Raw genomic sequence first — 6,198 nt, 5'->3', positions numbered from 1 at the left:
TCTCGCTGCGCGTGGTCGCCGACCACATGCGCACCTCCCTCATGCTCATCTGCGACGGCGTCACGCCGCCCCCCCCCCCCCCCCCCTCCCTCCTCCCCCCCCCCCCCCCCCCCCCCCCCCCCCCCCCCCCCCCCCCCCCCCGGGGCTTCGCCGTAAAGAGCACCTCGGTAAGGGGACCTCCTTAAGTCAAGCCAAAAGAAAAGTCGGTTGCGGTTATTGACGACGTTCGGCGGGCGCGGGCAAGGTCTGGGAGAGCGCTCTCCCGCAACTCCCCCCTCGCCACAAGGAGATCCCCCCATGCCCTCAGCCGGCATACCCGTGGCCACCGTGGTGGCCTCGACACTGCTCGCGCTCCTCCCCGCACAACAAGCCCAGGCCGCCGCCCCCACCCTGCTGTCCCAGGGCAAGCCCGTCACCGCGTCCAGCCAGGAGCACTACGGGACCCCGGCCGCCGACGCCGTCGACGGCAACCTCGGTACCCGCTGGTCGAGCGCGGCCTCCGACGACCAGTGGCTGCGGGTGGACCTCGGAGCCCCCGTCGCCGTCAGCCAGGTCGTCCTGCGCTGGGAGGCCGCGTACGCCAAGGCGTACCGGATCGAACTGTCCACCGACGGCACGACGTGGACCTCCGCCTACAGCACGCAGAGCGGCGCGGGCGGCACGGAGACCGTCGCCGTCTCCGGCACCGCGCGCTACGTCCGGATGCACGGGGTGACCCGCGCGACCGGATACGGCTACTCGCTCTGGGAGTTCCAGGTGTACGGGGAGACCGGCACCACACCACCGCCCACCGGCGCCGTCCGGGTCACCGGGAGCCAGGGCGACTGGCAGCTGACCGTGGGCGGGCAGCCGTACACCGTCAAGGGCCTGACCTGGGGCCCATCGGCCGCCGAGGCCCCCAAGTACCTGCCCGACGTGAAGTCCATGGGCGTCAACACCCTCCGCACCTGGGGCACCGACGGATCCACGAAGCCACTCCTCGACGCCGCCGCCGCCCAGGGCGTCAAGGTCGTCAACGGCTTCTGGCTCCAGCCCGGCGGCGGGCCCGGCGCGGGCGGCTGCGTCGACTACGTCACGGACACCGCGTACAAGACCTCGATGCTCGACGAGTTCGCGAAGTGGGTGGAGACGTACAAGACCCACCCCGCGACCCTCATGTGGAACGTCGGCAACGAATCCGTCCTCGGCCTGCAGAACTGCTACAACGGCACGGCCCTGGAGAACCAGCGCAACGCCTACACCGGCTTCGTCAACGACGTCGCCCGCAGGATCCACTCCATCGACCCCGACCACCCCGTGACCTCCACCGACGCCTGGACCGGGGCCTGGCCCTACTACAAGCGCAACGCCCCCGACCTCGACCTGTACTCGATGAACTCGTACGACAACCTCTGCAAGGTGCGGCAGGACTGGATCGACGGCGGCTACACCAAGCCCTACCTCATCACCGAGACCGGCCCCGCCGGCGAATGGGAGGTCCCCGACGACGCCAACGGCGTCCCCGACGAGCCGACCGACGCACAGAAAGCCGCGGGGTACACCGCCGCCTGGAACTGCGTCACCGGCCACCGGGGCGTCGCCCTCGGCGCCACGATGTTCCACTACGGCACCGAACACGACTTCGGCGGCGTCTGGTTCAACCTGCTGCCCGACGGCCTCAAGCGCCTCTCCTACTACGCCGTGAAGAAGGCCTACGGCGGCTCCGTCACGGGCGACAACACCCCGCCCGTCATCAGCGGCATGACCGTGACCCCGGCCACCGCCGCCCCCGCCGGGCGCGAGTTCACCGTCCGCGCCGACATCCGCGACCCCGACGGCGACCAGGTCACCCCCAGGATCTTCCTCAGCGGCAACTACGCCAACGGCGACAAGCGACTCGTCGAGGCACGGTGGCGCGCCACCGGCGACGGGACCTTCGCCGTCACCGCACCCGAGAAGCTCGGCGTCTGGAAGGTCTACGTCCAGGCCGAGGACGGCCACGGCAACGCAGGCATCGAGACCAAGTCCGTCCGCGTGGTCGCACCCCCGGTAGCCGGCACCAACCTCGCCCTCGGCCGGCCCACCACCGCCTCCTCCTACCAGACCGGCTACGGCGACTGCCCCTGCCCGCCGGCCCACGCCACCGACGGCCGCGCCGACACCCGCTGGGCCAGCGACTGGAGCGACCCGCAATGGCTCCAGGTCGACCTCGGGGCCGTCAAGGACATCCGTACCGTGCAACTCGTCTGGGACCCCGCCTACGCGAAGTCCTACGAGGTCCAGGTCTCCGACGACGGCACCACCTGGCGCACGGTCCACGCCACCACCACGGGCGACGGCGACGTCGACACCATCTCCCTCGCCACCACCGGCCGCCACGTACGGCTCCAGCTGACGGCCCGCGGCACCGGCTGGGGCCACTCGCTCCACGAGTTCGGCATCTACAGCTGACCGCCCCCGCCGACCGACCACCGAAACGCACCGCATCACCCATCCCCTCTCACGGGCAGGAGACCCCATGAGCGCGAGTCCGAAACGGCTCCCCGCACTGCTCCTCGGCACCGCCCTCGTCGCCACCCTCCTCGGCATCGGCACCCTCGCCTCCGCGGCGGACCCGGCACCCGACGCCACGCCGCCGGCCGCCGCCGCGCACGCGGGACACCGGATGGCCGCCTCGCTCCAGGCATCGGGCGACGACGCCGACGGAGACGGCTACATCCCCGCCGTACCCCAGGTCACCGGCGTGACGCCGTCGACGGCGACCCCGCCGCCACGCTACTTCCACGAGTTCCAGGCCAACTGCGCGGTCACGCACACGGCCCCCGACGACCCGATCGTCTACCCCGGGCAGCCCGGCAGGTCCCACGACCACACGTTCATGGGCAACACCTCCACGAACGCCCACAGCGTCACCGACACCCTCTACGGCGGCGCCACGGCCTGCAAGGCGCCCGCCGACGCCTCCGCCTACTGGATGCCCTCCCTCTTCGAGGGGGAGCGGAAGGTGCTGCCCAGCGGCCCCCAAGTCATCTACTACAAGACCGGAGTCACCGACTACACCAGCGTCCGGCCCTTCCCCAAGGGGCTCCGCTTCGTCGTCGGCAACCCCCTGCAGAGCGCGGACCAGTTCCGCGACCACCCCGGCTGGGTGGAGGGCTGGGAGTGCGGCAACAGCTACAAGAACGCCGACTTCCCGCAGAACTGTCCCGCCGGAACCCAGCTGAACCTGCGCATGCAGGCGCCGAGTTGCTGGAACGGGCTGTACCTCGACACCCCCGACCACCAGAGCCACATGGCCTACCCGGTCGTCAAGCCGGGCACCAACGACGACGTGTGCCCGGCGAGCCACCCCGTCGCCCTGCCGATGATCGAGTTCAAGATGGCCTTCCCCGTCGACGGCGACATGTCGGACGTCCGCCTGGCCAGCGGCCGCGGCTACTCCTTCCACTACGACTTCTTCAACGCCTGGGAAGAACGCACCCTCAAGGCCCTGGTCGACCACTGCATCATCGGCGGCCTCCAGTGCGACGCACGCGGCTACGACGAGACCCACCCAGAGCGCGGCGCCGCGCTGAACGCGCAGTACCGACTGCCCTGACCGCGCGCGGCCACCGGCATCCGATGACAGCACCCGCGAGGACGAGGGAGAGATGAACGACGAACGGGGCGCCCTGCCCGACGACATGCCCGATCAGCCGGCCGGCAGGCTCGCCCCGTCGGTCGACGAGCTCGACCCGCCGGCCGGCGAGTTCGACTCGCTCATCGGCAGGCTCGACCTGGAGCGCAAGGTGCGGCTCCTCACCGGGGCCACCACCTGGCGGTCCGCCGCCGACGCGGCGATCGGGCTGCGGGAGATGGTCTTCTCCGACGGACCCGCGGGAGTGAGGGGAGAGGCCTGGGATGAGCGCCGGGTCTCCTTCCTCCTGCCGTCGGCGTCCGCGCTGGGGGCGACCTGGGACGCACCGCTGCTGCGGCGCCTCGGCGGCCTGCTGGCAGCCGAGGCGGTCCGCAGGGGAGTCGACGTCGTCCTCGCGCCGACCCTCAACCTCCACCGGACGCCACTCGGCGGCCGGCACTTCGAATGCTTCTCCGAGGACCCGGAACTCACCGCCCGCACCGGCACCGCCCTGATCCGAGGCATCCAGGAACACGGCGTCGCCGCGACCGCCAAGCACTACGTCGCCAACGACTCCGAGACCGAACGCCTCACCCTGGACGTCCGGCTCTCCGAACGAGCCCTGCGCGAGGTGTACCTGGCTCCCTTCGAAGCCGCCGTCGACGCCGGGGTGTGGCTGGTCATGGCCGGCTACAACAGCGTCGGCGGTACGACGATGACGGCCCACCCGCTGCTCGCCGAGCCTCTGAAGGGGGAGTGGGCCTTCGACGGCGTCGCGGTCTCCGACTGGGCCGCCGTCCGGACCACCGACGAACCGGCGCGGGCGGCGCTCGACCTCGCCATGCCCGGCCCGACGAGCCCCTGGGCGGCGGAACTCGCGGAAGCGGTCCGCGCCGGCCGCGTCCCCGAGCGCGCCGTCGACGACAAGGTCCGCCGCCTGCTCCGGCTCGCCACCCGGGTCGGCGCACTCGGCGACCACCCCCGCCGCAGGCCCTCCCTCCCGGCCGAAGGAGCGCGGCGACTGCTGCGCCGCACGGTCGCCGCCGGAGCCGTACTCCTCCGCAACGACGGCGTCCTGCCCCTCGACCCCGGAGGGCTCGACACGGTCGCCGTGATCGGGGAGCACGCCGCTTCGCCCCGCGTCCAGGGCGGCGGCAGCGCCGGCGTCTTCCCGTCCGCCGTCGTCACCCCGCTCGCCGGCATCCGCGCCTGTCTCCGCGGACGCGGGCGCGTCACGTACACCGCGGGACCCTCGACGGACGGACCGCCCGCACCGCTCGACACCGACCGGTGCACCGATCCGCGCTCCGGCGAGCCGGGCGTCCTGCTGCGCCTCCTGGACGCCGAAGGCCGCGAACTGCGCGCCGAACGGCGCCTGTCGGGCCGCCTGCTCGAACCGGACCTCGCACCGGACACGCACACGGTGGAGATCCGGGCCCTGCTCCGCCCCGACACCACCGGGCCGTGGACCTTCGGCATCGGCGGCTTCGGCCGGATGACGATCGAGGTCGACGGGCACGTCATCCTCGACGGCACCCACCCGCGAACCACGGACGACCCTGCGATCGTCCACGTCACCCCGCCCCTGCACACCACGACCGCCCACCTGGAACGCGGCCGCCACGTCCACCTCGTCGCCCGCCGCGAACTGGTCCCCGGCTCCGGCCGGGCGACGATCGTCGCCGCCGCGCCCCCTCGGCGCGCCACGGCTCCGGCGCTCGCCGAAGCCGTGGCGGCGGCCCGCGAGGCCGACGCGGCGATCGTCGTCGTCGGCACGACCGAGCACGACGAGACCGAGGGCCACGACCGCACCCACCTGTCCCTGGGCGCCGCGCAGAACGACCTGGTCCGCGCGGTCGCCGCCGCCAACCCCCGTACCGTCGTGGTCGTCAACAGCGGCGGCCCCGTCGAACTCCCCTGGCGCGACGAGGTCGCCGCGGTGCTCCTTGCCTGGTTCCCCGGCCAGGAAGCCGGCGCGGGCCTCGCCGACGTCCTCTTCGGCCGCCGCGAACCAGGCGGCCGGCTCCCCACCACCTGGCCCGCCACACTCGCCGACGCCCCCGTCACCCGCACCCGCCCCGTCGACGGCCGCCTCGACTACTCCGAGGGCCTCCACATCGGCCACCGCGCCTGGCTGCGCTCCGGCACACGCCCCGCCTACTGGTTCGGCCACGGCCTCGGCTACACGACCTGGGAGTACGGGACCCCCGACGTCCCCGCCCGCGTCGACCCCGATGCGCCCTTCACCGTCCGGGTGCCGGTACGCAACACCGGAGCCCGCCCCGGCCGCGAGGTCGTCCAGGTGTACCTGGCGCGACCCGACTCCGAGGTCGAGCGGCCCGTTCGCTGGTTCGCCGGCCACGCGGCCGTCCACGCGGAGCCGGAGACGACGGTCGCGGCCGAGATCGTCGTGGAGCCGCGAGCGCTGCGGTACTGGTCGCCAGAGCACGGCCGTTGGCGCACCGAACCGGGGGAGTACCGGCTGATGGTCGGTCGCTCGGCGGGTGCGGTGGAATACGGGACGACGGTCACGGTCGAACCTGCTCCGGACGACCGGAATGCGTGACCCTGTCGGCGCGGCGCCATCGTCCGTATATCGAATT

3 protein-coding genes are annotated in these 6,198 nt (G+C 72.7%); all 3 read left to right on the top strand.

The window, feature by feature from the left end; all coding sequences use genetic code 11:
- Positions 1-297 precede the first annotated feature (297 nt).
- The 3 genes from ACZ7G1_RS15780 to ACZ7G1_RS15770 all read left to right on the top strand — a co-directional run bounded on the left by ACZ7G1_RS15780 (position 298) and on the right by ACZ7G1_RS15770 (position 6,161).
- Positions 298-2,430 (top strand): discoidin domain-containing protein, encoded by a 2,133-nt coding sequence (locus ACZ7G1_RS15780; RefSeq protein WP_470881184.1) that lies wholly within the window; start codon positions 298-300, stop codon positions 2,428-2,430.
- Between the two features lie 67 nt (positions 2,431-2,497).
- Complete coding sequence (locus ACZ7G1_RS15775) at positions 2,498-3,577, top strand: DUF1996 domain-containing protein (RefSeq protein ID WP_470881182.1); 1,080 nt, start codon at positions 2,498-2,500, stop codon at positions 3,575-3,577.
- 52 nt (positions 3,578-3,629) lie between these two features.
- Positions 3,630-6,161 (top strand): beta-glucosidase, encoded by a 2,532-nt coding sequence (locus ACZ7G1_RS15770; protein WP_470881180.1) that lies wholly within the window; start codon positions 3,630-3,632, stop codon positions 6,159-6,161.
- Positions 6,162-6,198: the final 37 nt, after the last annotated feature.

It is taken from the genome of Streptomyces sp. NPDC037273, from assembly GCF_055603625.1.
The sequence above is the reverse complement of the archived record's forward strand: the minus strand, read 5'-3'. Positions and strand labels throughout refer to the sequence as shown.

What these genes read in the sequence shown, in the direction of transcription:
- ACZ7G1_RS15780 (WP_470881184.1), top strand. Translation starts at nt 298, where the DNA reads ATGCCCTCAGCCGGCATACCCGTGGCCACCGTGGTGGCCTCGACACTG.
- ACZ7G1_RS15775 (WP_470881182.1), top strand. Translation starts at nt 2,498, where the DNA reads ATGAGCGCGAGTCCGAAACGGCTCCCCGCACTGCTCCTCGGCACCGCC.
- ACZ7G1_RS15770 (WP_470881180.1), top strand. Translation starts at nt 3,630, where the DNA reads ATGAACGACGAACGGGGCGCCCTGCCCGACGACATGCCCGATCAGCCG.